General features: G+C 71.1%; 23 protein-coding genes and 1 pseudogene. 14 read left to right on the top strand and 10 right to left on the bottom strand.

What is annotated here, in order from left to right; all coding sequences use genetic code 11:
- The first annotated feature begins 114 nt into the window (after positions 1 to 114).
- A complete protein-coding gene (locus ASD35_RS18900) occupies positions 115 to 2,436 on the top strand; it encodes an EAL domain-containing response regulator (RefSeq protein ID WP_056876513.1) in 2,322 nt (773 codons plus the stop codon).
- 53 nt (positions 2,437 to 2,489) lie between these two features.
- On the opposite strand, the gene ASD35_RS18895 is transcribed toward ASD35_RS18900, so the two are convergent.
- Positions 2,490 to 3,335 carry a universal stress protein gene (locus ASD35_RS18895; RefSeq protein ID WP_056876512.1) on the bottom strand — a complete coding sequence of 282 codons (846 nt, stop codon included), beginning with the start codon at positions 3,333 to 3,335 and terminating at the stop codon, positions 2,490 to 2,492.
- A 210-nt stretch (positions 3,336 to 3,545) separates the two neighbouring features.
- Between ASD35_RS18895 and ccmA the strand changes: the two genes are divergently transcribed.
- The 9 genes from ccmA to ASD35_RS18850 all read left to right on the top strand — a co-directional run bounded on the left by ccmA (position 3,546) and on the right by ASD35_RS18850 (position 10,668).
- Positions 3,546 to 4,172 (top strand): heme ABC exporter ATP-binding protein CcmA, encoded by a 627-nt coding sequence (gene ccmA / locus ASD35_RS18890; RefSeq protein WP_082580284.1) that lies wholly within the window; start codon positions 3,546 to 3,548, stop codon positions 4,170 to 4,172.
- Positions 4,172 to 4,834, top strand: a complete 663-nt coding sequence (gene ccmB / locus ASD35_RS18885; RefSeq protein WP_056876510.1) for a heme exporter protein CcmB — start codon at positions 4,172 to 4,174, stop codon at positions 4,832 to 4,834. Before ccmA ends, ccmB begins: the two co-directional genes overlap by 1 nt.
- Complete coding sequence (ccmC, locus tag ASD35_RS18880; RefSeq protein ID WP_056876509.1) at positions 4,834 to 5,586, top strand: heme ABC transporter permease CcmC; 753 nt, start codon at positions 4,834 to 4,836, stop codon at positions 5,584 to 5,586. Before ccmB ends, ccmC begins: the two co-directional genes overlap by 1 nt.
- Positions 5,587 to 5,749: 163 nt before the next feature.
- On the top strand, positions 5,750 to 6,172 hold the full coding sequence (gene ccmE / locus ASD35_RS18875; protein ID WP_369819238.1) for a cytochrome c maturation protein CcmE: 423 nt from the start codon (positions 5,750 to 5,752) through the stop codon (positions 6,170 to 6,172).
- Positions 6,169 to 8,106 carry a heme lyase CcmF/NrfE family subunit gene (locus ASD35_RS18870; protein WP_056876508.1) on the top strand — a complete coding sequence of 646 codons (1,938 nt, stop codon included), beginning with the start codon at positions 6,169 to 6,171 and terminating at the stop codon, positions 8,104 to 8,106. Before ccmE ends, ASD35_RS18870 begins: the two co-directional genes overlap by 4 nt.
- Complete coding sequence (locus ASD35_RS18865; protein ID WP_056876507.1) at positions 8,103 to 8,624, top strand: DsbE family thiol:disulfide interchange protein; 522 nt, start codon at positions 8,103 to 8,105, stop codon at positions 8,622 to 8,624. Before ASD35_RS18870 ends, ASD35_RS18865 begins: the two co-directional genes overlap by 4 nt.
- On the top strand, positions 8,617 to 8,997 hold the full coding sequence (locus ASD35_RS18860) for a cytochrome c-type biogenesis protein CcmH (RefSeq protein WP_056876506.1): 381 nt from the start codon (positions 8,617 to 8,619) through the stop codon (positions 8,995 to 8,997). Before ASD35_RS18865 ends, ASD35_RS18860 begins: the two co-directional genes overlap by 8 nt.
- Entirely contained in the window at positions 8,994 to 9,632 is a 639-nt protein-coding gene (locus tag ASD35_RS27395; RefSeq protein ID WP_056876505.1) for a tetratricopeptide repeat protein, read from the top strand. Before ASD35_RS18860 ends, ASD35_RS27395 begins: the two co-directional genes overlap by 4 nt.
- 10 nt (positions 9,633 to 9,642) lie before the next feature.
- Positions 9,643 to 10,668, top strand: a complete 1,026-nt coding sequence (locus ASD35_RS18850; protein WP_056876504.1) for a glycoside hydrolase family 88 protein — start codon at positions 9,643 to 9,645, stop codon at positions 10,666 to 10,668.
- A gap of 39 nt (positions 10,669 to 10,707) precedes the next feature.
- Here the strand turns inward: ASD35_RS18850 and ASD35_RS28425 are convergent, their stop codons facing one another.
- The 8 genes from ASD35_RS28425 to ASD35_RS18810 form a co-directional block, all read right to left on the bottom strand.
- Positions 10,708 to 11,475: a hypothetical protein gene (locus ASD35_RS28425; RefSeq protein WP_056876503.1), complete on the bottom strand. Its 768-nt coding sequence runs from the start codon at positions 11,473 to 11,475 to the stop codon at positions 10,708 to 10,710.
- Between the two features lie 12 nt (positions 11,476 to 11,487).
- Entirely contained in the window at positions 11,488 to 11,946 is a 459-nt protein-coding gene (locus ASD35_RS18840) for a biopolymer transporter ExbD (RefSeq protein WP_082580281.1), read from the bottom strand.
- On the bottom strand, positions 11,943 to 12,368 hold the full coding sequence (locus tag ASD35_RS18835) for a biopolymer transporter ExbD (RefSeq protein ID WP_056876502.1): 426 nt from the start codon (positions 12,366 to 12,368) through the stop codon (positions 11,943 to 11,945). Before ASD35_RS18835 ends, ASD35_RS18840 begins: the two co-directional genes overlap by 4 nt.
- Before the next feature lie 24 nt (positions 12,369 to 12,392).
- On the bottom strand, positions 12,393 to 13,193 hold the full coding sequence (locus tag ASD35_RS18830) for a MotA/TolQ/ExbB proton channel family protein (RefSeq protein WP_056876501.1): 801 nt from the start codon (positions 13,191 to 13,193) through the stop codon (positions 12,393 to 12,395).
- An 85-nt stretch (positions 13,194 to 13,278) separates the two neighbouring features.
- On the bottom strand, positions 13,279 to 14,391 hold the full coding sequence (locus tag ASD35_RS18825; RefSeq protein WP_056876500.1) for a sigma-54-dependent Fis family transcriptional regulator: 1,113 nt from the start codon (positions 14,389 to 14,391) through the stop codon (positions 13,279 to 13,281).
- A 79-nt stretch (positions 14,392 to 14,470) separates the two neighbouring features.
- Entirely contained in the window at positions 14,471 to 15,415 is a 945-nt protein-coding gene (epsC, locus tag ASD35_RS18820; RefSeq protein WP_056876499.1) for a serine O-acetyltransferase EpsC, read from the bottom strand.
- A gap of 91 nt (positions 15,416 to 15,506) precedes the next feature.
- Positions 15,507 to 16,181: a cytochrome b/b6 domain-containing protein gene (locus tag ASD35_RS18815; RefSeq protein ID WP_056876498.1), complete on the bottom strand. Its 675-nt coding sequence runs from the start codon at positions 16,179 to 16,181 to the stop codon at positions 15,507 to 15,509.
- Positions 16,159 to 16,641: a hypothetical protein gene (locus tag ASD35_RS18810; protein ID WP_056877425.1), complete on the bottom strand. Its 483-nt coding sequence runs from the start codon at positions 16,639 to 16,641 to the stop codon at positions 16,159 to 16,161. The genes ASD35_RS18815 and ASD35_RS18810 overlap by 23 nt, the downstream gene beginning before the upstream one ends.
- Before the next feature lie 311 nt (positions 16,642 to 16,952).
- On the opposite strand from ASD35_RS18810, the gene ASD35_RS18805 reads away from it, so the two are divergent.
- The 4 genes and pseudogenes from ASD35_RS18805 to ASD35_RS28610 all read left to right on the top strand — a co-directional run.
- Positions 16,953 to 19,541: a TonB-dependent receptor gene (locus tag ASD35_RS18805; RefSeq protein ID WP_056876497.1), complete on the top strand. Its 2,589-nt coding sequence runs from the start codon at positions 16,953 to 16,955 to the stop codon at positions 19,539 to 19,541.
- 152 nt (positions 19,542 to 19,693) lie between these two features.
- Complete coding sequence (locus tag ASD35_RS18800; RefSeq protein WP_056876496.1) at positions 19,694 to 22,159, top strand: DUF1549 and DUF1553 domain-containing protein; 2,466 nt, start codon at positions 19,694 to 19,696, stop codon at positions 22,157 to 22,159.
- Positions 22,160 to 22,167: 8 nt separating this feature from the next.
- Positions 22,168 to 23,604: a DUF1501 domain-containing protein gene (locus tag ASD35_RS18795; protein ID WP_056876495.1), complete on the top strand. Its 1,437-nt coding sequence runs from the start codon at positions 22,168 to 22,170 to the stop codon at positions 23,602 to 23,604.
- A 7-nt stretch (positions 23,605 to 23,611) separates the two neighbouring features.
- A pseudogene (locus tag ASD35_RS28610) lies at positions 23,612 to 23,680 on the top strand (hypothetical protein); the annotation flags it as partial.
- Positions 23,681 to 23,706: 26 nt separating this feature from the next.
- Here the strand turns inward: ASD35_RS28610 and ASD35_RS28175 are convergent.
- Positions 23,707 to 24,124 (bottom strand): hypothetical protein (locus ASD35_RS28175; protein ID WP_235538397.1); only part of this gene is annotated, 418 nt, incomplete at its 5' end.

Below are 24,124 nucleotides of genomic sequence, written 5' to 3'. Positions count from 1 at the left end.
CTCGCCCAACACCGCATCGCTGAACGCGAGCCGGCCTGGTCGGCCTTGCAGGCCGAGCGCTGCGGGTGCCGCGACGGCGCAATGGATGACTGAAACGAGCAAAGGTAGCAGGCGATGTCAACCCGACCCATCCTGGCCGTCGACGACGAAGCGACCAACCTCGCGACGTTGAAGCAGATCCTCTCGCCGCATTACCCGCTCGTTTTCGCGCGCAGTGGTACCGAGTGCCTGGCCGCCGCCGCCAAGCATCAGCCGGCGCTGATCCTGCTCGACGTGCAGATGCCCGACCTGGACGGCTACGAGGTCTGCCGGCGCCTGAAGGCCGACCCGCAGACCGAACACATCGCCGTCATCTTCGTCACCGCGCTCGCCGAGGCCGGCGACGAGGCCGCGGGTTTCGAGTGCGGCGCCGTGGACTACATCGTCAAGCCGGTGTCGCCGGCCCTGGTGCTGGCGCGCGTGCGTACCCACCTGTCGCTGGTGCGGGCCTCCATGCTGGAGCGCTACGTCCAGCAGCTGGAGGCCCAGCAGCTCAAGATCGGCCGGCTCAACCGCATCAAGACCGTGCAGAGCGGCATCAACTCGGCCATCGTGCGGCTGCGCGACCGGCAGGCGCTGCTGGACGAAGCCTGCCGCATCGCGGCGGAGGACGGTGGCTTTGCCATGGCCTGGGTCGCGCTGGCCCACGGCCCGCTGGCAGCGCTCGACCCGGTCGCCACCCGCGGGCTGAGCGCCCAGCAACTGGACCGCCTGCGCCTGACGCTCTCCAAGGCCGCGCTGCCGCACCGGCGCGCGCTGCCGTACAAGGCGCTGGACGGCGGCAACCCCGTGTACTGCAACGACCTCGCCGAGGTGGACCCGGCGACCGACGCCGTCTGCACCGATGCGCGGGCGCTCGGTTTCGCCTCGGCGATCGCGCTGCCGCTGACGCCCTGGGACCGCGCGGTCGGCGTCATCACGCTCTATGCCCGTGACGCGCATCTCTTCGACGACGACGAGCTCAAGCTGCTCGGCGAGCTGGCCGGCGACATCTCGTTCGCGCTCAAGCACATCGAGCAGGAGGAGAAGGTCCATTACCTGTCGCGCTACGACGCGTTGACGGGCCTGCCCAACAACCACGTCTTCCTCGACCACCTGGGCCTGGCCATCCAGTCGGCGGCGGCGGCAGGGCGCACGGTGGTGGCCGTCGTGGCCAACCTGAGCCGCTTCAAGCGCGTCAACGATGCCCACGGGCGCCACGTCGGCGACCAGCTGCTGCGCCAACTTGGCCAGCGGCTCGCAGCCGAGTTCTCGCGCAGCCACAGCGTCGCCCGCGTCGCCGGCGACAACTTCGCGATCGCCGGCCCGTACCACGGCGATGAAGACATCACCGCATTGCTGCGCACGCTCGACGACATCGTCGGCAAGCCCGCCGCAATCCACGGTGCCGAGGTGACCCTGGACGCGCATTTCGGCCTGGCGGTCTACCCCGACGACGGCATGGACGCCGAATCGCTGTTCCGCAATGCCGAGGCGGCGCTCAAGCAGGCGCGGCTGTCGGGCGAGAAGCATGCCACCTACTCGCCCGAGATGAACGCCCGCATGGCCGAAAAGCATGAGATGGAGCGCCTGTTGCGAGAGGCGCTGGCGCGGCAGCAGTTCGTGCTGCATTTCCAGCCCAAGGTCGACCTGCTGCAGGGCCGCATCACCGGCGCCGAGGCGCTGATCCGCTGGCGGCATCCGACGCGCGGGTTGTTGGGCCCAGGCGAGTTCATGGCCGTGGCGGAGGAGACCGGCCTGATCGTGCCCATCGGCGAATGGGTCATCCAGGCGGTTTGCGCCCAGCAGGCGGCGTGGCGGGCACGGGGCGTCCCGATCCTGCCGGTCGCCGTCAACCTGTCGGCGTTGCAGTTCCGCGAAGGGCGCGTGCGCTTGTGCATCGAGCAGGCCCTGCGGGACAACGCGCTCCAGGCCGGCGCCATCGAACTCGAGGTGACCGAGACCCTGGTCATGCAGGACCCGGCCGATGCCGAGCGCACCATGCAGGACTTCCGTGAGTTCGGCCTGCACCTGTCGCTGGACGACTTCGGTACCGGCTATTCCTCGCTGGCCTACCTGAAGCTCTTTCCCTTCAACTCGGTCAAGATCGACCGCGCCTTCGTCACCGACATCTCCCGTGGCGAACAGGATGGCGCCATCGCGCTGGCCATCATCTCCATGGCGCACAGCATGCACATGCAGGTCATCGCCGAGGGCGTCGAGACCGTGGAGCAACTCGAGTTCCTGCGCCGCAGCGGCTGCGACCAGATGCAGGGTTACTACTTCAGCCGCCCGGTTCCTGCCGACGACTATGCCCGCACGCTGACGGAGGGGCGGCAGCTGCAGTTGCAGCCGCAGCAAGGCCTCCTCGCGGGCGAGGCCGCCGTACCGAGGCGGCAGGCGCCGCTCGACCACTGAACGCGGCGCCGGCTGACCCGCGGGACTCACTCCCGCCGGGCGGGGCGCTCAGCTCAGTGCGAGAACAGCACCGGCACCGGTGACGTGGTCACCAGCGTGCGCGTCACACCACCCAGCACCGACTCGCGGAAGCGCGAGTGGCCATAGCCGCCCGCGACGATCAGCTGGGCGCCCATGTCCGCGGCGTGGGACAACAGGGCCGCACCCGCTGCGACCTTGATGGGCACGTAGTTGACCTTCACATTCAGCCCATGGCGGGCCAGCCACAGCCCGATGTCGGCGCCGGGCAGGGGGCCGTGGCGGGTGTCGACGTCCTCCGGCTTGTCGAACACGACCACCTCGACGCTGGCCGCCGTCCGCATCAGCGGCAGCGCGTCGCGCATGGCGCGCGCCGCCTCGCGGCTGCCGTCCCAGCCCACCAGCACGCGGGCGTCCGGCGGCACTTCGCATTCCCCGGCATAGGGCAGCACGAGCACGGGGCGGCCCGATTCGAGCAGCACGTCCTGCGGCATCTGCGGCGATTGCGCGGCGTTCGATTCGTCGGGGTTGAACTGGGTGACGACCGCCAGGTCGCAATAGCGAGCCGCCAGGATCATGGTCTCGGCCGCATAGCCGGTGGCGACCCGTCCTTCGAAGGACAACACGCCGAGGCTGTCCGCCTGCTTCAGGAAGCGCCGCACGCAGTCGTCCGCGTTCGCGCGCTGCTGCTCCAGCGTGGCTTGCTGGTAGGCCGGCGCCCCCCAGGCCAGCGCCCCGCCAGGCGGCAGCGCGATCCAACCGGTCGGCGCCAGGCCGATCAGGTGGGCGTCGTGCCGGCGGGCCAGCGCTGCTGCCGCGGCCACGCGCCCTTGCACGTTGCTGCCGTTGTCGAGGTGGACGAGGATGCTCTTGATGCCCATCGCAGTTTCCTTTGCGCGATTGCGCGGTTGAATACCTGCATGGTTCGCCAACCGGGCTGCCGGACCCTTGACGGCGATCAACAGATTGCAGCGACAACCGCGAGCAGTCCGGCGCCGACTTGGCCGGGCGCCGTGCGGCCAGCAAGGATCAACCAAGCTCCCTCGATTTGCTTCGTTGGCCCGCGAAACGCGCCTGCCTAGAGTGGCGGCATGTCACTCGCTGCGGCCTCTCCAGCCCTTGCTCCTTCTCCCGTGCTGCTGCTTCAGCAGTTGGCACAGTCGCGCGGCGGCCGCCTGCTGTTCGAGGGGTTGGACCTGGCGCTGCACCCCGGCGAGCTGCTCTGGGTGCAAGGCGCCAACGGCAGCGGCAAGACCAGCCTGTTGCGGCTCATCTGCGGCCTGAGCGGGCCGCACGCCGGGCGCGTGCATGTCGAGCACGAACTGCTCTACCTCGGGCACAGCCCCGGGCTGAAGGACGTGTTCACGGTCATCGAGCAGCTGCGCAGCGGCGCCGCGCTGGCGGGCCATCCCTGCAGCGCGGCCGAGGCGCTGGCGGCCCTCGCCCCTGTCGGGCTGCGCGACCTGGCAGGCCAGCGCCTGGCGCGGCTCTCGGCCGGCCAGCGGCGCCGCGCGGCGCTGGCGAGGCTGTGGCTGCCGCATGTGGCGCCTCTGTGGGTGCTGGATGAACCGGTGGCGGCGCTGGACGCTGCCATGGTGGACCGGCTCGCCCAGCGCCTGGACCGGCATGCCCGCGAGGGCGGCAGCGCCGTCTTCACCAGCCACCAACCCCTGCCGTTGAAGCAGCCGGTGCGCACGCTGCACGTCGGGGGCCACTGATGGCGCCGGCTTGGCAGGGCGCCCGCGCGCTGGCGGGGCGGGAGTGGTGCAGCAGCTGGCGTCAGCCGGCGGAGTGGCTCACGCCGCTGGCCTTCGTCATCGGCGTGGCGTTGATGTTCCCGCTCGGCCTGGGGCCCGAGCCCGCGCGGCTGCGCGAGCTGGCGCCGGGCCTGCTGTGGATCGCTGCGCTGCTGGCCAGCCTGCTGCCGCTGCCGCGGCTGTTCGCCGCCGACCTCGCCGACGGGAGCCTGGAGCAGTGGTGGCTCGCGCCGCTGCCCCGCCCGCTGGCCGTGGCCCTGAAACTGGCGGTGCACTGGGGCTTGACCGGCCTGCCGCTGGTGCTGCTGGCGCCGTTGCTGGCGCTGGCCTTCGGCGTGGACGACGCGGGCCCGCTGGCGCTCAGCCTGCTGCTGGGCACGCCGGCGCTGACCCTGCTGGGCGGCCTGGGCGCCGCGCTGGTGCTGCATGCACGGGCCGGTGCGGGGCTGCTGGCCTTGCTGCTGCTGCCGCTGCAGGTGCCGGTGCTGGTCTTCGGCACGGCCGCCGCCCAGGGGAGCAGCAACGCGCCCGCGGCCCTGCTGCTGCTCGGCGCCTGGCTGGCCGTACTTCTGGCGCTTGTCCCCTGGGGCATCGCCGCCACGCTTTCACTGATGCTCGACTGATGACCACGCCGCACCCTCTCTGGCGCTACGCCAGCCCCGCCCACTTCCTGACGCTCAGCGGCCGGCTGCTGCCTGCGCTGTGGGGGCTCGCCGCCCTCGGCATCCTGGCCGGCCTGGTGCTTGGGCTTTTCATCGCCCCGACGGACGCCCAGCAGGGCGAGGCCTACCGCATCCTCTACGTGCACGTGCCGGCGGCGTGGATCGCCATGGTCTGCTACGGCGCCATGGCCGCCTGGGCGTTGTGGGGCCTGGCCTGGCGCACGCGGCTGGCCTTCGTGCTGATGCGGGCACTGGCCCCCAGCGGCGCGCTCTTCGCGGTGTTGACGCTGCTGACCGGCGCGCTCTGGGGGCGGCCGACCTGGGGCACCTGGTGGGTGTGGGACGCGCGCCTCACTTCCGCCCTGCTGCTGGCCTTGCTCTACGTCGGCTTCATCGCGCTGACCTCGGCGGTCGACACCCCCGACGACCCCCGCCGCGGCGACCATGCCGGCGCGCTGCTCGCGCTCGTTGGCGCCCTCAACCTGCCGGTGCTGTACTTCTCCGTCAGCTGGTGGAACACGCTGCACCAGGGCGCCTCCGTCGGCCCGCGCGGCAGCGCCATCGCGCCGGAGATGCTGGCGGGCCTGCTGCTGGCCACCGCTGGCTTCTGGGCCTATGCCGCCGCTGCCGTGCTGACACGGGCGCGCCGGCTGCTGCAGGTGCGCGTCGGGACCGAAACCCGCTGGCCGCGCGCCTTGGGGAGCGCCGCATGACGGTGCTGTTCGGCGCACATGCGCCTTTCGTGTGGGCTGCGCTCGCCGCCGTGGCAGCGGGCATCGCGCTGGAACTCTGGAGCCTGAGGAAATGAGCCCCCACGCTCGCCAAGGCTCGCTGCCCCCCGAGGCTCACCCGGGCTCCGGGCGGCCGCGCGCCCGGGTGACGAAGCCGCGCCACCTGCGACTGGCGGGCCTGCTGGCCATGCTCGCCTTGCTGGCGCTGGCCGGAGGGCTGGTGCTGAAGGCCTTCCGGCAGAACCTCGTCTTCTTCATCACGCCCAGCGAGATCGTGCAGGGCAGGGCGCCGGCGGGCGAGCGCTTCCGGCTTGGTGGCCTGGTGGCGCCGGGCTCGGTGCAGCGCGCCGGCAGCGACCTGCGCTTTGCCGTCACCGACGGTGCGCAGCAGGTCGTCGTCAGCTACCGCGGCACGTTGCCCGACCTCTTCCGCGAGGGCAAAGGCGTCGTCGCACAGGGGCGGCTGGCGGGCCTGCAGTTCGTGGCCGACGAGGTGCTGGCCAAGCATGACGAGAACTACATGCCGCCCGAAGCCGCTGCGGCCTTGAAGCAGGCGTCCGCCCGATGACCGGCGAAATCGGGCAGTTCGCGCTGCTGCTCGCGCTCGCCGCGGCGCTGGTGCAGGCGGTGCTGCCGCTGTGGGGTGCGCAGCGCGGTGACCTGCGCTGGATGGCACTCGCCCGCCCACTGGCGGGCGTGGGCTTCGGCCTGACCAGCACGGCGCTGACCTCGCTCATCGCGGGCTTCGTGCAGGTGGACACCTCCATCGCCTATGTCGCCGCCCACGCCAGCCAGGAGCTGCCGCTGGGCTACCGCATCACCGCCAGCTGGGGCGGCCACGAGGGCTCGCTGCTGCTGTGGGTGTGGATGCTCGCCGGCTGGAGCGCGCTGGTCGCCGCCCGCAGCGCCGGCTTGCCGGCAGCGTTCGCGGCGCGCGTGCAAGGCGTGCTCGGGCTGGTGGCCGCCGGCTTCCTGGCCTTCATCGCCTTCACGTCCAACCCGTTCGGCCGCCTGCTGCCGGCGCCGCCGGACGGCCGCGACCTCAACCCACTGCTGCAGGACCCCGGCATGGCCGCGCACCCGCCGCTGCTCTACATGGGCTACGTCGGCTTCGCCGTGGGCTTCGCGTTCGCGGTGGCGGCCTTGCTGGAGGACGAGCTCTCGCCGCGCTGGACGCGCTGGGCGCGGCCCTGGGTGCTGGCCGCCTGGTCGGCGCTGACGGCGGGCATCGGCCTGGGCAGCTTCTGGGCCTACTACGAGCTGGGCTGGGGCGGGTTCTGGTTCTGGGACGCGGTCGAGAACGCGGCCTTCATGCCCTGGCTGCTGGGCACGGCATTGATCCACTCGCTGGCCGTGGCCGAGAAGCGCCCCGGCTTCCTGCGCTGGAGCGTGCTGCTGGCGCTGCTGGCTTTCTCGCTGTCGCTGCTGGGCACCTTCCTCGTGCGCTCGGGCGTGGTCAGCTCGGTCCATGCGTTTGCCAGCGACCCCGCACGCGGCCTCTTCATCCTCGCCTTGCTGGCCGCCGCGGTGGGTGGCTCGCTCGCGCTCTATGCCTGGCGGGCGCACCGTGCGCCGCCGGCCGAGCGCTTCGCCTTCGGCTCGCGCGAGTCGCTGCTGCTGCTCAACAACCTGCTGCTGGCCACCGCCACGGCCACGGTGCTGCTCGGCACGCTCTACCCGCTGGCGGCCGAGGTGCTGGGGGGCGTGAAGCTGTCGGTGGGCGCGCCTTACTTCGACACCGTCTTCCCGCCCCTGATGCTGCCGCTGGTGGCCCTGATGGTCATCGGCCCGCTGGCGCGCTGGAAGCTGGCCGTAATGCCGCAGTTGCGGCCCCTGCTGCCGTTGGCCGCCGCCTCGCTGGTGGCCGCCGCGGCGCTCGCCCTGGGCCTGCAGGGCTCGCTGTGGATGGCGGCCGGCATCGCCGCCGGCCTGTGGGCGTTGGGCGGCACGCTGGCCCTGGCCTGGTCGCAACGCACCGCCTGGCGCCACGGCCTGCCGCTGTGGCTGGCGCATGCGGGCGTCGCCATCTTCGTGCTGGGCGTGACGCTGGTGCGCAGCCTGGAGCAGTCGCATGACCTGCAACTGGCGCCTGGCGAGCAGGCCAGCGTCGCCGGACACGTGCTGCGCTTCCAGGCGCTGGACGCGGTGGACGGCCCCAACTACCGTGCCGCGCGGGCCACGCTCGCCTGGCACCGCGGCGGCGAGCCGCTGCTGCTGGCACCCGAGAAGCGCGTCTACGGCCGCCGCCAGATGGCCATGACCGAAGCCGCCATCTCGCGCGGCGCCTGGCGCGACGTCTACGTGAGCCTGGGCGAGGCCGGCGCCGACGGCCGCTGGGCGCTGCGCGTGCAGGTCAAGCCCTTCATGAGCTGGGTCTGGGCCGGTGTGCTGGCCATGACGGCTGGTGGCCTCTGGGGCGTGGTCGCACGCCGCCCGCGGGTCCGCACAGCCCCCGAGGTCGAGCCGCCGCCCTTGGTCCAACCCCTTCCATCGACACCATGAGACCCACCGCCGCATTGCCCCTGCTGGCCGCCACTGCACTGGTCGGCCTGCTCGGCCGCAGCCTGCTGCAGCGCGACGCCCATGCCGAGCCCACCTCGCCGCTGATCGGCACGCCGGCGCCGGTGCTGGACCTGCAGCGCCTGGAAGGCGGCGCGCCCACGCCGCAAGGCGAGGTCTGGGTGCTCAACGTCTTCGCCTCCTGGTGCGCACCCTGCCGCGCCGAACTGCCCGTGCTGGGCCAGCTGGCCGAGCAGGGCGGCGTGCGCGTCGTCGGGCTGGACTACCGCGACAGCCAGGACGCCGCCGCCGCCTTCCTGAAGCGCCACGGCAACCCGTACGCCGCCACGCTGCTCGACCCGCAGGGCCGCGGCAGCCTGGCCTGGGGCGTGACGGGCGTGCCCGAGACCTTCGTCATCGACCGCCGCGGCATCGTGCGCCTGCGCCATGCCGGGCCCGTGACGGCGGACGACCTGCAGCAGCGCCTGCTGCCGCTCATCGGAAGGCTCAAGCGTGCGTAGGCTGCTGGTCGCCGCGCTGCTCGGCGCCGCCTGGGCCGCGCAGGCAGCAGACTTGGAGGACCGGGTCGAACGCCTGGCGCGCGAACTGCGCTGCGTCGTCTGCCAGGGCCAGAGCGTCGCGGAGTCCCAGGCGCCGCTGGCCGTGGACATGAAGGCCCACCTGCGCGAAGGCCTGGCTGCGGGCCGCAGCGAAGGCGAGCTCCGGGCCGAACTCGTGCGGCGCTATGGCGAGCAGGTGCTCCTGCGCCCGGAACTGCATGCCGGCACGGTGGCGTTGTGGTTCGGCCCGCTGGCCTTGCTGGCGCTGGGCGGCCTCGTCTACTGGCGACGTGGCCGGCCGGGCAAGCGCCGCGAACACAAAGACCTGTCATGACCCCGTTCATCCTCGCCGCAGCCGCGTTGACGCTGGCTGCGCTGCTGCCGCTGGCACCGGCGCTGCTCGCCGGCCGCGACGCACCGCGCGCCTGGCGCACCGTGCTTGCGCTGGGCCTGGCGCTGCCGCTGGCCGCCGGGCTGCTGTATGCCCAGCTGGGCCGCCCCGAGGCCATCCAGCCGCCGTCCACCGCCAATCCGGCCGAGCCGGTTCAGCAGATGGTGCAACGCCTTGCCGACCGGCTGCAGCGCGCACCCGACGACGCGCAAGGCTGGGCCTTGCTGGCCCGCGCCTATGAGCAGCTCGGCCGCCCGCAGGACGCGTTGCCGGCCTATGTGCAACTCGAGCGCTTGCGGCCCGATGACGCGCAGGTGCTGAGCCAGCATGCCGTCACGCTCGCGCTGGTGCGGGGGCAGGGGCTGGCCGGCGAACCCGAAGCGCTGCTGAAGCGCGCGCTGGCGCTCGATGCGCGGCATGTGCCGGCGCTGGCCCTGTTGGGCGCGGCGGCGCAGGAGCAAGGAGACGCGGCCGCCGCCCGCGGCTACTGGTTGCGCGTGCAGGCCGAGGCGCCTGCGCAAAGCGACGTGGCGCAGCAGGCACGCGAGAACCTCAAGCAGCTGGACGGCGGCCGGTAGGCTGAGCCTCATGTCCACACGCCGCCATCTGCTGCTCGCCGCCTTGGCCAGCCCGGCCCTGGCGCGTGCACAAGCGCCGCTGGCCACCGCGAGCCGGCTGGCCGCCGTCTACCCCGTCAAGCCGTCACTGGGCTATGTGTCGGCGCTCATCCTGTCGGCCCAGCGCCGCCTGAGCCCAGGCGGCGCACTGCCGCCGGCCAGCCAGCAGGCGCTGCACAGCTGGCGCGATGCCGCCCGGGCCGCGCCCCCACACCCCGACTGGCCGCAGCGCGCCGGTTACGCCGCCTTTGCCGAAGCCGCACGCATCGATGGCGACGTGGCGTGCCACAAGCTGGCATGCGACGCCGTTCGCGCCGCACTGGCCGACACGCCGCGAGGCCTGCGGCTGGCCGGCCTGCGGCCATGGACCGACGACCTCTTCATGGCCACGCTGCTGCTCGGCTGCAGCCTGCCGCTGCTGCCGGCGCCCGAGCAGGCGCGCGCTGCCGAGGCCCTGGCGGGCACGCTGCAGGGTTTGGCCGAACGCCTGCAGCGGCCCGATGGCCTCTTCGACCACGCTGTGGGCTCGCCCGTCGCCTGGGGGCGTGGCAACGGCTTCGCGTCACTGGCGCTGGCCCATGCGCTGGCTGGCCCGCTGCAGGGCCTGCCACCGGCCACGGTGGCACCGCTGCGTGAGCGGCTGCTGGCGCACCTGCGCGCGCTGCTGCCGCTGCAGGGTGAGGGCGGGCTGTGGCGCCAGGTGCTGGACGTGCCGGACGCCGCACCCGAGCTGACCGTGACCGCAATGAGCATCACCGCGCTGAGCCTGGCAGCCGGGCAGGGCTGGGTGGAGAAGGCGGAGGTCGGGCCCGCGATCCAGCGCGGATGGGCGGGCATCGCCGCGAGAGTCGATGCCGATGGGGGCTTCCGCGACGTCTGCGCCAGCACGCCGGCGGGGCCGACGGTGGCGTTCTACCTGCAGCGGCCGATGCTCGGCGGCTTGGATGACAGGGCGGCGGCGATGGTCATGCACGCAGCCCTGGCGGCGCAGCCGTGAACCGCGCCGGCCCGCCGGGGCGCCCAGGGGATCAGCGCATCACGAGAAGATGACGGGCAGGGCGACCTGCACTTCGTCCGCGCCGCCGGCCGTGCAGCGCATGCGCTTCACGGCAGCCTGGACGTACTTGTAGTACTCCTTGGGGCCGGACTGCGGCGTCACCTCGACGACCTGCGTGCCGCGGATCTTGATGAGGGTCTGCACCGTGCCGCGGATGCCCACGCGCTCGATGGCTTCTTCCAACGCCGAAGCCAGCACGGCCTCGTAGCCCGGGCAGGCCAGGCTGATCTCGCGCTTGACGACGGCCGGGGCCGGCTGCGGGGGCGGTGCAGGCGCCGGTGCGGGTGCGGCGGCCACCACGACCGGCTCCTTGGGCGGCGTGGCCTGCACGACCTGGATGGGTGCGGGGGGTGGTGTGACGGCGGGTGCGATCTCGGGCGGCGGCACGTAGGCGGGCGGCGGCGCCACCTTCTGCATCGGCTCGATCTTCACGACCTTGGGCGGCGGTGGCGGCGGGGGCGGTGGTGGCGCCGGTTCGGTCAGGAGGGCCATCTCGATGGGCTTCTTGATGACTTGGACCGCCTTCGTGGCCAGGCCGCTGCTCAGGCCCCAGCCCAGCAGCACATGCAGGCCGACAACGACGGCGATGCCAGTGCCGCGGTTGCCGCTGGACGGCGGCTGCAGCCGCGAGCGCCTGGCACCGGAGGCCGGCAGGGGTGGTGCCGGCGGCACCAGCCGCCGCGGTGGCGGGCGGCTGTCGTCCAGCGTCAGGCCGCCGGAGATGCCGGGGGAAAGAACTGCACTCATGGATTGAATCTCCTACTGCGAGTCGTCCAGGAACTGCTCGCTGCCGACGACGCCGAGCTTGGTGAGCCCCGCCTGGTTGGCCGCCGTCATGACGGCGGCGAAGCGGTCGTACCTGGCGCCCGGCTGCGGGCGCACGTGCACCTCGGGCTGGGTGCCTTGCGCGCCGGCGGCGGCCAGGCGTTCGCGCAACGCGGCGTCGTCGGCAACGGCCTCGCCGTTCCAGCTCACGATGTCGCCGGGCGCGATGTCGATGCGAACGACCTCGGGCGGCGCCGGCGGCGGCGCGGCGGGCGGGGCGATCGGCAGGTTGAGGTTGACGCTGTGCAGCTGGACCGGGATGGTGATGATGAGCATGACCAGCAGCACCAGCATCACGTCGATGAGGGGCGTGGTGTTGATGTCCGGCACGGGCAGGGCGGTGGTGACCTGGCGACGCGCGCGGGCTGCCTTCTTCAGCGGTGAGGTGCTCATGGCGTGCTGCGGATCGGCGGTTCGGTGATGAAGCCGACCTTGGCGATGCCGGCGCGCTGCGCGGCCAGCAGCACGCGGCCGATGGGCGCGTAGTCGCTGCCGGCGTCGCCGCGCAGATGCAGCTCGGGCTGGGGCTGCTGCTGGGCGATGCCCTTCAGGCGCTCGAACAGCACGGCCTGGTTGGCCACCGGCGCGTCGAACCAGTAGAGGCGGCCTTGGCGGTCCACCGTCACGACGACGTCCTTGGGCTGGCTCTCGCGCACCTCGTTGCGCTGGTGCGGCAGCTCCACCGGCACCGAGAAGTTCACGACCGGGATGGTGATGAGGAAGATGATGAGCAACACCAGCATGACGTCGACGAGCGGCGTCGTGTTGATGGACGAGACCGCCTCGTCGGGGCCTTGCGCGATCTGGATGGCCATGGCGTGAGCCTCGCCCTTCGTCGGTCAGGCCAGCGCCGGGCTGAGGCCTGCGGGCTGCGGCTGCGGGTGTTGCGGCTCGGCGGCGGGTTCTTCATGGCCCGAACCCAGCAGCACGGAGTGCAGCTCGCCGGAGAAGTCGCGCACGTCGTCCAGCACCAGCGCATTGCGGCGCAGCAGCGCGTTGTAGCCCAGCACGGCAGGCACGGCGACCGCCAGGCCGATGGCCGTCATGATCAGCGCCTCTCCGACCGGGCCGGCCACCTTGTCGATGGACGCCTGACCCGCCACGCCGATGGCGGTGAGGGCGTGATAGATGCCCCAGACCGTGCCGAGCAGGCCGACGAAGGGCGACGTGGAGCCCACGGTGGCGAGCACGCTCAGGCCGGTGGAGAGCTGGCGCTGCACGCGCTCGGTGGCGCGGTGCAGGGACAGGTCCACCCAGTCGGCGAAATCGACCTTGGCGCGCAGGCCGTGATGGCGCTGGGTGGCTTCCAGGCTGGCCTCGGCGATGTAGCGGAAGGGGCTGTTGGCGGCCAGCTTCTCGGCGCCTGCCTTGACGGTGCCGGCGCTCCAGAAGTCCTTCTGCGCCGCGCGCGACTGCGCGCCCAGGCGGGCCTGCTGCAGCAGTTTCGTGATGATGACGTACCAGCTGCCGGCGCTCATCGCGACAAGGGTGAAGAGCACGGCCTTGGTGACGGCGTCGCTGTTTGCCCAGACCGAGGCGATGCCGTAGGGGCTGTCGCCGCCCTGGGCCTGTGCAGCGGTGGCGGCCAGAAGCAGGCCAAGGGGCGCGAGGGCGCGGCGGGCGAAGGTGGATGAGTTCATCGGTGCGGTGGGAGAGATCTGATGGACGAGGCCAGTGTGCGCAGCACCCGGCGGAGCGAGAACTAAGCTTTTCGCGTTAGCTCATTCATGCGGCGGCGTGGAAGGGCGCCGGCGGGTGGGCAGCGTCACGCGCCAGAGGCGCTGCCGCGGTGCGGCCCGGTGGCAGCAGGCCCAGCCGCTTGAGGTGCGTGCGCAGCACATTGCGTGTGACGCCTAACAGCGCAGCCGTGTGCACCTGGTTTTGGTGGCAATGGCGGTAGGCGCTGCGGATCAGCGCCGCCTCGACACGCGCCTGCAGTGCCTGTGGCGGCTCGTCGAACAGGCGCTCGAACAGGCGCTCCAGCGCGTCGTCGCCGGCAGCCACCGGCGCCTCGGCGGGCAACAGATGGGGCCGCGCCACCGCGTGCAGCTGCAGGTCGTCGCGCGCGATCCGGCCGTCGCGGCAGATGATCAGCGCGTAGTGGATGACGTTCTCCAGCTCGCGGATGTTGCCCGGCCAGGCATAGTCCAGCAGGGCGTCGCTGGCCTCGCCGCTGAGGCGCACGTCGCTCAGGCCCAGGCGCCGGCTGTACACGCCGATGAAGTGCTCGGCCAGGGCGAGGATGTCGCCGGGCCGTTGGGCCAGCGGGCTGAGCTGCAGCGTGGCGACGCTGAGGCGGTAGTAAAGGTCGGCGCGGAAGTGGCCGGCCGCCACGGCCTGCTCCAGCCGCACGTTGGTCGCCGCGACGAGGCGCACGCGCACGTCGATGGGCTTGCGCGAGCCGATGCGCACCACCTGCCGCTCCTGCAGCACGCGCAGCAGCTTGACCTGTACCGACAGCGGCAGGTCGCCCACTTCGTCGAGGAACAGCGTGCCGTCGGCCGCGGCCTCGAACCAGCCGGCCCGGGCGCTGGCAGCGCCGGTGTAGGCGCCGGCCTCGTGGCCGAACAGTTCGGCCTCCACCAGTTGTTCGGTGAAGGCGCCGCAGTTCACGGCGAGGAAGGGGCCGCGGCGCCCGCTGCAGTTGTGGATGTGGCGGGCGATCAGCTCCTTGCCGGTGCCGGTCTCGCCGATGATGAGGACAGTGGCGTCGCTGGGCGCCACGCGCTCGGCCTGAGCCAGCAGCGCACGGGAGGCCGGGTCGTCGAACACCAGCGCCTTGGCACGGATGGACAGGACCTGGTGCTGTGAATCGGGGAAGGTGAGCAGGCGTGTCATTGGGCTGCCACTCTAGGCAGCGCCGGCCTGCGCGTGAACGCCGCTTTGCGCAGATGGATATGCGTTCTGGCGCGAGGGCTCAGGCCGTGAGCGACTGGAAGGCCGAGGGCGGCTCGCCCGGTGGGTGGGCCTGCGAGTCGGCTTGCGAGATGCGGCTGCCAGGCGGCACGCTGCGCGTCAGCCAGACGTTGCCACCGATGACCGAGCCGCGGCCCAGCGTGATGCGGCCGAGCACCGTCGCGCCGGCATAGATCACCACCCCGTCCTCCACGATGGGATGGCGCGGCTGGCCCTTCACCAGGTTGCCGTCGCCGTCCGTCTGGAAGCTCTTGGCCCCCAGCGTGACGTTCTGGTACAGCCGCACGCCGCGTCCCAGGACGGCCGTCTCGCCGATGACGACGCCGGTGCCGTGGTCGATGAAGCAGCCGGCGCCGATTTCGGCGCCCGGATGGATGTCGATGCCGGTCTGCGCGTGGGCCAGCTCGGCGATGACGCGGGCGATCAGCGGCACGCCGAGCCGGTAGAGCTCATGCGCCAGCCGGTGGCTGATCAGTGCATGCAGGCCGGGGTAGCACAGCAGCACCTCGTCCACGCTGCGGGCGGCGGGGTCGCCCTGGAAGGCCGCCGTGACGTCGCTGTCCAGCAGCTCGCGCACGGCGGGCAGGCGCCGGCTGAAGGCGCTGACGAGTGCCGCCGCTGCGCCTTCGGCCGGCGGCTCGGCACCGCGCAGCCGCGCCTCGTGGCCCAGCTCCAGCCGCACCTGCTGGCGCAGCCGGGCCAGCGCCATGCCGAGCGTGTGGCCGACGTAGTGGTCCTCGCCGTCCGGCTGCAGGTCCGGCGGCCCGAGGCGCATCGGGAAGAGGGCGCCGGCCAGTTGCTCGACGACGGCGGCCAGCAGCTCGCGCGAGGGCAGCTCGCGGCGGCCGTCGGTGTCCCAGCGCCGGTGGGCGTCGCGCCAGCGCCGGCGCGCAGCGCGCAGGCCGTCGACGATGTCGGTCAGTTCGTCGGGGGCAGGGGCGCTCATGTCGGCTCTCTTGCAAAAGCCGGCAAGGCTAGGGCGCTGGGCTTCCGCGGTCAATGAAGCAAAACGCGAACGCTTATGCGGCCGGCGAGCTTCAGAAGCCGATGAGGCCCGGCGACGCCGCGACGACGCCCGCCGCCACCGCCAGCAGCAGCGACGCGGCCACGCGCCAGGCCGGCACGCGTGAGGCCGCCGCGGCCGGGTCGCCCGGCCGCCGGCCCGTCCACATCGCGCGCAGCAGCGGGTGGCGCCTGACGAGGCCATGGACGGCAATGGCCAGCAGGTGCAGGCCTATCCACACGTAGAGCACCTTGGCGGCCAAGCGGTGCCAGCTCGTCAGCTTCAGGCTCAGGTCCTCGTCGATGGCGCCGGCCCACGGGCCGGTGAAGGCGATCTCGTCGTTGCCGGCCAGGCCGCTGCCCACCTGGAAGACCAGCAGGGCCAGCACCGCCAGCACCGACAGCGCGCCCAGCGGGTTGTGGCCCAGGCTTTGCCAGCGCCCGCGCAGGTATGCCGCCAGCCGCGCCGGCGTGGGCCAGAACTGCGCGAAGCGCGCGTAGCGGCTGCCCCACAGGCCCCAGCTCAGGCGCAGCGCCAGCAGCGCGGCGATGGCCTGGCCGGCGCGGGCGTGCCAGGCCATCCAGTCGCCGCCGGCCAGCCCGGTGGCGATGGCGGTGCCCACGAGCAGCACCAAGGCCCAGTGGAAAGCGCGCAGCAGGCCGTCCCAGACAGGGACGTCGACCGGTTCAGGGCTGACGTGCGGCGACATTCGTTCCCTCGGCGGCCTGGGCGCGCGGCTGCGGCGGCTGAATGTGGGCGACGGCCTTGCCGCCTTCCTGTTCATAGTCCTCGCTGCCCGTGGCGCCGGCGACCTTGTAGCCCCTCTCGGCCAGCAGGTCGCCGGCGCGGCCGGCGCGCTGGGCGTGATTGGACACGGTCAGGATGGCGCGGTCGCGCGGCAGGTAGGCCAGGTGCTTTTCCAGGTCGCGGTTCTGGATGTTGAGGAAGACCGGGAAGCTGCCGTACTTGATGAGCTCGTCGGGACGGCGCAGGTCCAGCACCAGCAGCTTGTCGGGTTGTGCCAGCAGCGCGTCGACTTCGGCGGCCTTCAGGCGCTGGGTCTTGTACTTCCATTCGGCCGCTGTGGGTGCGGCAGCGGGGGGCTGGGCGTGGGCCAGCGTGCTGAGGCCGAGCAGGGTGGCCAGGGCGAGGGCGTGGAGTGGCTTCATGAGGCAGGGGTGTAGTGACAGACATCCGCCGATGCGCAGCTTCCGTGCCAGCGTGCCGACGCGCCAAACCGCGCTTTCGAAGCGCTGGCTGCGCATCGCGCAGCAGTGCACTGTCGAGCGGCTGTTGATGCGGCAACAGCGCGAGATCGCTTTGCGGCCGGGAGGGCGTCGCGCCGCGCGCTTGGAGCCCCGAAATCCCGCAAAAACCAGGCCCGCCAACGAGAACCGCAGCAGCTTAGAAGCCGGTTGCATTGGGCACGCTCCCTGCAAAGAAGTGATCGACCCACCCTCTCTCCGATCACTTCCCCCACATGACGACCACCCACCGCTACCGCCTAAAGCCCGTCACCGCCCTCATCGCCACGCTCGCCGCCGGCAGCACCTTCGCGCAGGACGCCGCGCCTGCTGCAGACACCCAGGCCCTCGGTGCCGTCACCGTGCGCAGCCGCAACCGCATCGAGAAGCTGCAGGACGTGCCGCTGTCCATCTCCGTCATCCAGGGCGCCGAGCTGGACCGCCTCGGCGCCGTGGGCATCGACGACATCACCAAGCGCGCCGCCAACGTGAGCTGGAACCTGGGCAACCAGCGCACGAGCTCCATCTCCATCCGCGGCATCGGCAAGATCGGCCAGACCGAGGCCCAGGACCCGAGCGTGGGCATCATCGTGGACGGCGTCTCCTACGCCTACAACGCGCTGACCTCCAGCTTCGACTTCGTCGACATCGACACCATCGAAGTCACCCGCGGCCCGCAGGGCACGCTGCTGGGCAAGAACGCCAGCGTCGGCAACGTCATCTTCACGACCAAGCGGCCGAGCTTCACGCCCACCGCCGACTTCACGCTGGGCTTCCGCCAGCGCGACGGCCTGTTCGCCACCGCCGCCGTCGGCGGCCCGGTGGTGGACGGCCTCATCGCCTGGCGCGGCACCTTCTCGGCCAACAAGGGCGCGGGCGACATCAAGAACGCCTACAACCGCGACATCAGCTACACCAACACCGACCGCATCTCCGGCCGCGTGCAGTTCCTGATCACGCCGTCGCCCGACTTCAAGGCGCGCATCGCCTTCGACCTGCAGCCCCGCGCCGGCGAGACGACCAACGGGCGCGCCTTGCCCGTAGTCAACCCGCCGACCACCTACTCCAACGGCGCGCCCATCACCACGCTGACCAACGAGCAGCGCCTGGCGCGCCGCTGGTTCAAGGACAACACCGGCTACTCGCTCGCCGACTACCAGAACAGCATCACCACCGATTCCGTTCGCGGACTCGTCACCGGCAGCGCCGGTGCCACGGCGGACCTGAACTGGCAGCTCGGCAGCCACACGCTGACCTCCATCACCGCCTGGAAGAGCTACCACTTCGACGCGGTGAACGACGACGCGACGCCCTTCGACGTCTACCGCAATGCCGGCGGCTTCTGGAACGACTACCACCAGGCCTCGCAGGAGCTGCGCCTCACGTCCGCGCCGGGCGGCTTCGTCGACTACCAGGCGGGCCTCTACTTCATCAAGGTCGACAACACGGCGGACTACCGCCGCTGGTGGGGCAACGACGCGGGCGCCTGGTTCGCCAGCAACGCGCAGTACGCCCGCCTGGACGCCGACGGCGCCGGCCGCGACCTGCTGCGCAACAGCCTGGCCAACGCGCGCGCCTCGTACAACAGCCCAACGGGCGTACAGGACATCACCAACAAGAGCGCCGCCATCTTTGCCCAGGCCAACTGGCACCTGAGCGACGCGCTGACGCTGACCACCGGCGCACGGCTGACACGCGAGGACCGCCGCAACGTCGGCACCAGCCGCATCACCAGCAACGGCAGCGCGCCGGAGCTGAACCCGGTCAGCGTCAACGGCGTGGCGCTGGGCGGCTTCGCCACCAACGCGACGGGCGACCTTGCGGCCGGCAACACCGCCGAGCAGATCGCGCTGGCCAACGCCACCGCGGCGAAGTACTTCAACGTGCCGACCTACGCCGCGCTGACCGCCGCGCAGCGCCGGCAGGTCGCCGATGCCAAGGCCATCCGCCAGACCAACATCGGCGTGCTCTTCCCGACGGTCCAGGCCGAGCCTTTCAAGGCGACGCAGCCAGCCTGGGTGCTGAGCCCGAGCTACAAGTTCACCCGGGACCTGACGGGTTACGCCTCGCTGCAACACGGCGAGAAGGCCGGCATCGCGCAGTTCGTCAACGGCATCTCCACGCCCGTCAAGGCGGAGAAGACCGACAGCTTCGAGGTGGGCTTCAAGTCGGCGCTGCTCAACAAGACGCTGATCCTCAACGCCGACGTCTTCCTCACCCGCATCAAGGACTACCAGCAGAGCGTGCGCGTCGTCGACGCCTACACCACGGCCCTCAACAACGACGGCACTTTCTACTACACCAGCACCACCGGCAACTCGCCCAAGGTGGAGGTCAAGGGCATCGAGGTGGACGGCGTGTACGGCGGCATCCGCAACCTGACGGTGCGCTTCTCGGCGGCCTACAACGACGCCAAGTACAAGTCCTTCCCCAACGCCGCGCAGCGCGCGGAGGACAACTTCCCCGGTGCCGCGCCCTACACCGACCAGAGCGGCAGGCCGCTGGCCGGCGCGGCCAAGTACACCGGCAACGTCGGCGTGGACTACCGCCAGCCCGTCTGGGGCGACAAGGAGATCAACTACACGGCCAACGTCGCGTTCTCCTCGTCGTACTACTCGGACGCGGGCCTGTCGGCCTACTCCATCGTGCCCAAGAGCACGACGGTGGACGCCGGCATCGGCTTCGGCACGCGCAACAAGGCCTTCAACGTCAGCCTCATCGTCAAGAACCTGTTCGACGACGACACGGTGCGCAGCCGCACGAGCACCAGCTACACGCCGGCCATCCCGCGCAGCGTGGGCATTCAGTTCATGGCCCGGCTGTGAGCGCTGTTGATCCGCCAACAGCGCATCAACAGCGCTGTCGGTGCGCCTGCACGCCACCCCCTGTTTTGCCGCCTTCCGTGCCCTTTTGGCGCCACTTTTCCTGGCGCGCTTATTGCGCTGATCGCACCAGTCACATCCCCCGGGAGACCCACATGCCGAAGTTCAGGATCGCCCCCATCGCCGTTGCCACGCTGCTGGCCGGCCTCACCACCCTCAGCTCCGCCGAGGATTACGCCCCGCCCGGCGGCTTCGTGAAGGGCAGTGAACGGCCCTGGTCGTACACACCGCTCAACCCACAGGTCAGCACGCCCGCCGTCAAGGCCAAGGCTTGGGTGCGCCAGCCGCTGGACGCGTTCGTGCTGGCCAGACTCGAAGCGCAGGGCATCTCGCCCTCGCCCGAGGCCGACCGCCGTGCCTTCATCCGCCGCGCCACGCTGGATGCCTGGGGCCTGCTGCCCACGCCCGAAGAGGTGAACGCCTTCGTCGCCGACAAGTCGCCCAAGGCGCACGAGAAACTCGTCGACCGCCTGCTGGCCTCGCCGCGCTACGGCGAGCGCCAGGCACGCCGCTGGCTGGACGTGAGCCGCTACGCCGACAGCGACGGCTACAACACCGACGGCACGCGACCCAACGTCTGGCGCTACCGCGACTACGTCGTCGACGCCTTCAACAGCGACAAGCCCTTCGACCGCTTCGTCAAGGAGCAGATCGCCGGCGACGAGCTCTGGCCCGACCGCAAGGAGGCGCTGATCGCCACCGGCTTCCTGCGCAACCTGCCCGACGAAATCAATGCGCGCGACCTGAACCTGAAGAAGCAGGAGGTGGCCAACGACCTGACCGACACGGTCTCGTCAGTCTTCCTGGGCACGACATTGGGCTGCGCCCAATGTCACGACCACAAGACCGAGAAGATCACGCAGCAGGAGTACTACCAGTTCCAGGCCTTCCTCGTGAACGCGAGCTGGAAGGACGATGTCTCGCCGCTGTCGGGCAAGGCCAAGGCCGATCACGACGCGCAACTGGCCAGGTGGGAAGCCGCGACCAAGGACATCCGCGAGCAACGCGAGGCCCTGCTCAAGCCGACCATCGACAAGCTGGAGACCGACCGCCTGTCGGGCTTCGTGCCGGCCACGCGCGAGTCCATCACCAAGCCGGCGTCCGAGCGCAGTGCCTATGACCGCTGGATCTACCACCGCAACCTGTGGACCATGCAAGGCCGCACCCGCAATGCGGAGAACCAGCTCAAGACCAAGGACAAGGACAGCTACGCGAAGTACCAGGCGCTGGGCGAGCAGCTGAAGAAGTTCGACCACCTCAAGCCCAAGGACCCGGGCGCCATCTCGACGATGGTGGAGCTGGGCCCCGACGCGCCGCCGACCAGGGTGCTGTTCAAGGGCATCTACGACCGGCCGCTGCAGGAGGTGCAGCCGGGCCTGCCGGCGCTGTGGACCGACGACACGGCGCTGAAGATCGAGCCGACGGGCACCTCGTCAGGCCGCCGCACGGCGCTGGCCAACTGGCTGGTGAGCCCGGACAACGGCCTGACGGCGCGCGTGTTCGTCAACCGCCAGTGGAGCCAGTTCTTCGGCCGCGGCATCGTCGACACGCTGGCCGACTTCGGCAAGACCGGCAGCAAGCCCACGCACCCGGAGCTGCTCGACAAGCTGGCAGCCGATTTCGTCAAGCAGGGCTGGAGCGTGAAGACGCTGCACAAGCAGATCCTGTTGTCCAGCACCTACCGCCAGGCCAGCCAGGCACGTGAAGTCAAGCAGGACCCGGAGAACAAGCTGCTGTGGGCCTTCCCGCGCCAGCGGCTGGAGGCCGAGCAGCTGCGCGACTCGCTGCTGGCCGCCAGCGGCCTGCTGGAGGAGAAGCGTGGCGGCCCGGCGGTCTACCCGCCCATCCCGCCCAACTTCGACATCGGCGGCCAGCGCAACCGCTGGCAGACGTCCGAGGACCCGCGCGACCACCACCGCCGCAGCCTCTACGTCTTCGTGCTGCGCAACTCGCCCTATCCGCTGCTGGAAACCTTCGACTGGGCCAACCCGCAGTCCCCGCATTTCCGCCGCGACGTGACGACGACCGCGCCGCAGGCCCTGGCGCTGGTCAACAGCGACCTCGTGCTCGGCTGGAGCCAGGCGCTGGCCGGGCGGGTGATCCGGGAAGCCGGCGGGAACGAAGGCGCGCAGATCGACCGCGTCTACGAGATCCTGTTCGCCCGCAAGCCCGACGCGAAGGAGAAGGAGAAGCTCGTCGCCTTCCTGAATGCGCAAGAGGCGCTGCAGGCCGGCCAGGCCGCCTCGGTGAAGAAGCAGCACCTGCCCGAGGGCTGGGGCGTGGACCCGAAGCTCGCCCGCCAGATCGACGGCTTCTACAAGGCCGCCTACCGGCGCGCCCCCGACCGCTATGAGCGCCAGGCGCTGCTGGCCCACCTGGACTCGCAGGCCGCCAAGCGCAAGACGACCGCGGTGGGCGAATCACCGGACGACGGTGGGGGCACGGTCGCCACCGCCGCGGCCACCTCACCCGTCAAGGGCCCGAGCAAGGCCCGCGCCGCCGCCTTCGTCGACCTGGTCCACACCCTGGTCAACACCAACGAATTCACCTACCGCTTCTGAGGTTTGAGATGAGCCACCACGACCATTCCCGCCGCAACTTCCTCGGCACCGCCGCCGGCGCCGCCGCTGCGGGCGCCTTCGGCTTCGGCAGCTTCGGCGGCCTGCAGTCCGCGTTCGGCAGCGAGCTGTTCGACCCCACCACGCCGCGCCAGCCCCACCACCCGGCCAAGGCCAAGGCCGTCATCTGGCTGCACATGGCCGGTGCGCCCAGCACGCTGGACCTGTTCGACTACAAGCCCGAACTCGTCAAGCTGGCCGGCACACCGCTGCCCGACAGCTTCGGCAAGGACCTGAAGACCGCCACCGACGGCGGCGTGGGCAACCTCTACGCCAGCAAGCGCACGTGGAAGCAGCACGGCGAGAGCGGTGCCTGGGTGTCGGACCTGCTGCCCCACATCGCCAGGCAGGTGGACGACATCGCCTTCCTGAAGGGCAGCAAGACCGAGGGCAGCACCCACGTCATCGCGTCGCTCAAGCTGCACACCGCGGGCCTGGTGCCGGGCCGCCCGGCTTTGGGCGCCTGGGTGCAGTACGGCCTGGGCTCGGCCAACCCCGACCTGCCGGCCTTCGTCGTGCTGCCCACCGGCGTGGGCGCCGCGGGTGGCGGGCGCGGTGCCGTCATCTGGAGCAGCGGCTTCCTGCCTGCGGCGCTGCAGGGCACGCCCTTCCGCAAGGGTGACTCGCCCATCCTGCACCTGGCGCGGCCCGAGGGCATCACCGAGGGTGAGCAGCGCGCCCAGCTCGACCTGCTGCGCCAGCTCAACGGCGCACATGCCGAGCGCTATCCCGGCGATACCGAGCTGATCGCGCGTGCCAAGAGCTACGACCTGGCCTACCGCATGCAGGTGTCCGCGCCCGAGGCGGTGGATCTCAGCAAGGAAACCGCGGCGATCAAGACGGCCTACGGCATCGGCACCAAGGAAACCGACGAGTACGGCACGGCGTTGCTGCGTGCCCGCCGCCTGGTCGAGCGCGGTGTGAGGTTCGTGCATGTCATCTCGGGGGCGCCGGACAACAGCGTCGACTCATGGGACGCGCACAACGGCCTGGAGAAGAACCACGCCGTCATGTGCAAGCAGGTGGACCAGCCGGTGGGTGCGTTGCTGGCCGACCTGAAGGCGCGTGGGTTGCTGGACACGACGCTGGTGGTGTGGGCCTCGGAGTTCGGGCGTACACCCTACGGGCAGAGCGGGGATGGGCGCGACCACAACCCCTGGGGCTACACGCAGTGGATCGCGGGGGGCGGCATCAAGCCGGGCACCTATGGCTCGACGGACGAGATTGGCCTGCGCGCTGCGGAAGGCATCGTCGACACGTACGACCTGCAGGCGACGCTGCTGCATCAGCTGGGGCTGAACCACAAGAAGCTGGTGTTTGCGCATCAGGGGCGTGCGGAAAAGGCGACGACCGTGTTTGGGGATGTGATCAAGGAGATCCTGGCTTAAGGGTTGTGCGGTTGTGCTTGCGGCAGCGGGCGCCTCATCGGTGCATTGCCGGGAGTCCCGCCCGGCAGCGGGGTAACTTTCTTCTGCGGGGCCAGAAGAAAGTCACCAAAGAAGAGGCCCTGAACCGCAAACCATCCCGACGCCGCTATCAGCGGCGCGCGAAAACAACCGGCGGCCTTGCGCCCACACGCGACCCGCTTCGCTCTCGCTGCTGTCCTTGTCACCAGCATCACTCATCGCCACGGCGGGCCGCCTAACGCGCGGCTGCACGCCGTGCTCACGAGAAGAAAACCAATGCAGCGTCGCTCGGGCGACGCGAGCGCCGCGCAACATCCACCGGGGCGTCGCCCCAGCGACGCTGCATTGGGCTGTTCTGGTGAGCACGGCGTGCAGCCGCGCGTTAACGGGCGTGAAGCTGCGATTTGTGGTGCTCGTCACAGGGACAGCAGCGAGAGCGAAGCGGGTCGCGTCTGCCCACAACACCGCTGGTCGTTTTCGCGCGCCGCTCATCGCGTCGTCG

Source organism: Pelomonas sp. Root1444 (assembly GCF_001426885.1).
Lineage (GTDB): Bacteria > Pseudomonadota > Gammaproteobacteria > Burkholderiales > Burkholderiaceae_C > Pelomonas.
The sequence above is the reverse complement of the archived record's forward strand: the minus strand, read 5'-3'. Positions and strand labels throughout refer to the sequence as shown.

Excerpts from the sequence above, each read along its gene's own strand:
- ASD35_RS18900 (WP_056876513.1), top strand. The coding sequence starts at position 115 with ATGTCAACCCGACCCATCCTGGCCGTCGACGACGAAGCGACCAACCTC.
- ASD35_RS18895 (WP_056876512.1), bottom strand. The coding sequence starts at position 3,335 with ATGGGCATCAAGAGCATCCTCGTCCACCTCGACAACGGCAGCAACGTG.
- ccmA (WP_082580284.1), top strand. The coding sequence starts at position 3,546 with ATGTCACTCGCTGCGGCCTCTCCAGCCCTTGCTCCTTCTCCCGTGCTG.
- ccmB (WP_056876510.1), top strand. The coding sequence starts at position 4,172 with ATGGCGCCGGCTTGGCAGGGCGCCCGCGCGCTGGCGGGGCGGGAGTGG.
- ccmC (WP_056876509.1), top strand. The coding sequence starts at position 4,834 with ATGACCACGCCGCACCCTCTCTGGCGCTACGCCAGCCCCGCCCACTTC.
- ASD35_RS18870 (WP_056876508.1), top strand. The coding sequence starts at position 6,169 with ATGACCGGCGAAATCGGGCAGTTCGCGCTGCTGCTCGCGCTCGCCGCG.
- ASD35_RS18865 (WP_056876507.1), top strand. The coding sequence starts at position 8,103 with ATGAGACCCACCGCCGCATTGCCCCTGCTGGCCGCCACTGCACTGGTC.
- ASD35_RS27395 (WP_056876505.1), top strand. The coding sequence starts at position 8,994 with ATGACCCCGTTCATCCTCGCCGCAGCCGCGTTGACGCTGGCTGCGCTG.
- ASD35_RS18850 (WP_056876504.1), top strand. The coding sequence starts at position 9,643 with ATGTCCACACGCCGCCATCTGCTGCTCGCCGCCTTGGCCAGCCCGGCC.
- ASD35_RS28425 (WP_056876503.1), bottom strand. The coding sequence starts at position 11,475 with ATGAGTGCAGTTCTTTCCCCCGGCATCTCCGGCGGCCTGACGCTGGAC.
- ASD35_RS18840 (WP_082580281.1), bottom strand. The coding sequence starts at position 11,946 with ATGAGCACCTCACCGCTGAAGAAGGCAGCCCGCGCGCGTCGCCAGGTC.
- ASD35_RS18835 (WP_056876502.1), bottom strand. The coding sequence starts at position 12,368 with ATGGCCATCCAGATCGCGCAAGGCCCCGACGAGGCGGTCTCGTCCATC.
- ASD35_RS18830 (WP_056876501.1), bottom strand. The coding sequence starts at position 13,193 with ATGAACTCATCCACCTTCGCCCGCCGCGCCCTCGCGCCCCTTGGCCTG.
- ASD35_RS18825 (WP_056876500.1), bottom strand. The coding sequence starts at position 14,391 with ATGACACGCCTGCTCACCTTCCCCGATTCACAGCACCAGGTCCTGTCC.
- epsC (WP_056876499.1), bottom strand. The coding sequence starts at position 15,415 with ATGAGCGCCCCTGCCCCCGACGAACTGACCGACATCGTCGACGGCCTG.
- ASD35_RS18815 (WP_056876498.1), bottom strand. The coding sequence starts at position 16,181 with ATGTCGCCGCACGTCAGCCCTGAACCGGTCGACGTCCCTGTCTGGGAC.
- ASD35_RS18810 (WP_056877425.1), bottom strand. The coding sequence starts at position 16,641 with ATGAAGCCACTCCACGCCCTCGCCCTGGCCACCCTGCTCGGCCTCAGC.
- ASD35_RS18805 (WP_056876497.1), top strand. The coding sequence starts at position 16,953 with ATGACGACCACCCACCGCTACCGCCTAAAGCCCGTCACCGCCCTCATC.
- ASD35_RS18800 (WP_056876496.1), top strand. The coding sequence starts at position 19,694 with ATGCCGAAGTTCAGGATCGCCCCCATCGCCGTTGCCACGCTGCTGGCC.
- ASD35_RS18795 (WP_056876495.1), top strand. The coding sequence starts at position 22,168 with ATGAGCCACCACGACCATTCCCGCCGCAACTTCCTCGGCACCGCCGCC.